The following is a 2,292-nucleotide window of genomic DNA, read 5'->3' on the forward strand; positions in this document are numbered from 1 at the left end:
GAATAAATGATACAGCCCACCGCACCATGTTCGTAGGCTATCTTAGGTTTAGTGCCCCGCCACGATCTGCCATATTTTGCAATAACAATCTTGCCTTTTACGCTGATACCTAAACGCACCAACTTTTCATAATCAGCTGGTAGACCGTAATTTACAAAAACAAGACCTGCACTAACATCACCATCGGCACTCCAGGCATTGTAAGGAGGCAATTGCCCTTGCTGTGCGGTTGCTAAATCTTCCTTAATAGCCTTTTCTTCAAGCGAGGCACTGTATTTGTTGCTCCCTAAAAGTTCTACCGAACGGGCTTTAGGCGTTGGAAACAAAACATAATAAGTCTCTATTTTTGCGTCCCAGCCATAACTTCTAAACTTTTTCAATACAGATTCTGCTACTGTTTTACTTCCTTTAGCACCCAAGTGGTGAGGGTTGGCAGAAAGTTCTTTTATGGTAGCCCCTATATTTTCTTTATTAAGCCCGGCATCAAATTTCTGCTCAATAACACGCTGTATCGGAATATTTTGGGTTTTAAATCCACTCAGCCTATTCTGCGCCAATAAAGGAAGCCAGAGCAATTGAATAGCCGTAAAAAGTGTAAAAGTTTTCTTCATTTTCTGATTTTTTTAGGAGTTCTTTTACCAGAAAAACTTTGAGCGACCTCAAAATCAATTAGCATGCGGATGCATAACCAACTTATCTTCTCCACCCTTGGGCAGAAAGGAATTAGCACCTTTTACAAGTGTATAGGTTGCTCAGACGTCATAGGGCCCTTCCCTCAGTCTTTCTGGATAAGTATTATATAATGATGCAAAGCTAAAAATAATAATCTAGTATTCCTATAGGATTTATATTATTTATTTAAATAACGCGGTTGACAGTCTTTTTAAAACTGACTGCCTTTGTTTTTTTTCGATCTTGCTAAAGGGATATATGCAAACCAGATCTTGGATTTTGCCACTTCTTACTGGGATCTCCCTGATGACTAAAAATCTTTATCCTAAAACAATCAATAAACATAGATACATTTCTATATATCAATATTAAAATTTACCTTTGCCAAGGCTTTACCCCTTGTTAATTTGGAGCAAAGCAAGAAAAATGGATAACAAAAAGATAGAAAAGATATCCCGGGCACTAAGTGATACCAACAGGATAGCCATTTTACAGGAATTTAAAAAAAAGAAAGATTGCCTCTATTGTGCAGAAGTAAATGATCTTTTAGACCTGACACAACCTTCCGTTTCCCACCATTTAAAGCAACTGGTTGATGCAGACCTGTTGTTGCCTCAAAAAGAAGGACGTAATTTCAAATACCTGCTGAACGAGAAAGTGCTCAATGAGTACATCGCCTGCCTAAATTCGTTAAAGGATTAAGGGCACTTACACATGAAATTAGAAACAAATTACCTATACACATCGAAATATTTGAATATATGAATAAGTCTATATATATACTGGCATTAGGTGCCTTTGGCATTATCACTACCGAATTTGGCGTTATCGGCATCTTGCCAACGATCAGCAGGGAGTTTGGCGTTTCTGTGGATACAGCCGGGTGGTTATTAAGTGCCTTTGCTATAACAGTTGCCGTATCGTCTCCATTTATAACTGCCCTTACTTCTAAGATCAATCGCAAGTTCTTATTATGCCTTGTTTTGGGTGTTTTTATACTCTCAAACCTGCTTTCAGCTTTTTCCCCTAGCTTTACCATTTTGATGATCGCGAGGATTTTGCCTGCCTTCTTCCACCCGCTGTTCTGGAATATTTCGCTAGCAGTAGCGTTCAAACAAGGCGGAGCCAAAGCAGTATCGGTCGTCATGACTGGGCTCAGCATCGCTACGGTTTTGGGTGTACCCTTAACTACCTATGCTGCTGATTACTTTCATAACTGGCAGGCATCTTTTTTCTTAACCAGTATTATCAGTTTAATTGCCTTTTTAGGCCTGCTATTTGTTGTGCCATCTATGCCGGGCAACAGCGAAAAATCTGCTGAAAGCCAGTTGTATGTTTTAAAGGATACCAAGCTTTGGCTAAACCTGGTTTCCACCGTACTTACACTTGCAGCCATGTTCTCGAGCTATAGCTACCTTGCCGCGTACCTTGAAAACATTTCGAATATGAACGGCGCTCAAATTAGCATTATGCTGCTCCTATTTGGTGGAATGGGGATTCTTGGTAACTGGTTAATGGGCATTGCACTCGGTAAAAATGTAATCTTAACCAGCCGGTTCTTTTTTATTCTTTTGATAGCTGTGCAAATATTGGCTTATTATTTTGGAACAATTTTTATCC

Annotated in this window: 3 protein-coding genes and 1 riboswitch; of the genes, 2 read left to right on the plus strand and 1 reads right to left on the minus strand. The window is 39.4% G+C overall.

Annotation, left to right across the window (positions count from 1 at the left end):
* Positions 1–611, minus strand: a 611-nt coding sequence (locus AC1DPQ_RS25330) for a PA domain-containing protein (protein WP_477611257.1), incomplete at its 3' end; no start/stop codon positions are given.
* 79 nt (positions 612–690) lie between these two features.
* A riboswitch (SAM riboswitch) is annotated at positions 691–795 on the minus strand.
* A 303-nt stretch (positions 796–1,098) separates the two neighbouring features.
* Here AC1DPQ_RS25330 and AC1DPQ_RS25335 point away from each other — a divergent pair.
* Both AC1DPQ_RS25335 and AC1DPQ_RS25340 read left to right on the plus strand, forming a co-directional pair.
* Positions 1,099–1,374, plus strand: coding sequence for an ArsR/SmtB family transcription factor (locus AC1DPQ_RS25335; RefSeq protein WP_477584842.1), 276 nt, complete (start codon positions 1,099–1,101; stop codon positions 1,372–1,374).
* Between the two features lie 59 nt (positions 1,375–1,433).
* On the plus strand, positions 1,434–2,292 hold an 859-nt coding region (locus tag AC1DPQ_RS25340; protein WP_477611258.1), incomplete at its 3' end, for an MFS transporter.

It is taken from the genome of Pedobacter sp. 01T416_2, assembly GCF_056398925.1.

Bases quoted from the DNA above. Each gene is read 5' to 3' on its own strand.
- AC1DPQ_RS25335 (WP_477584842.1), top strand. From the start codon at position 1,099: ATGGATAACAAAAAGATAGAAAAGATATCCCGGGCACTAAGTGATACC.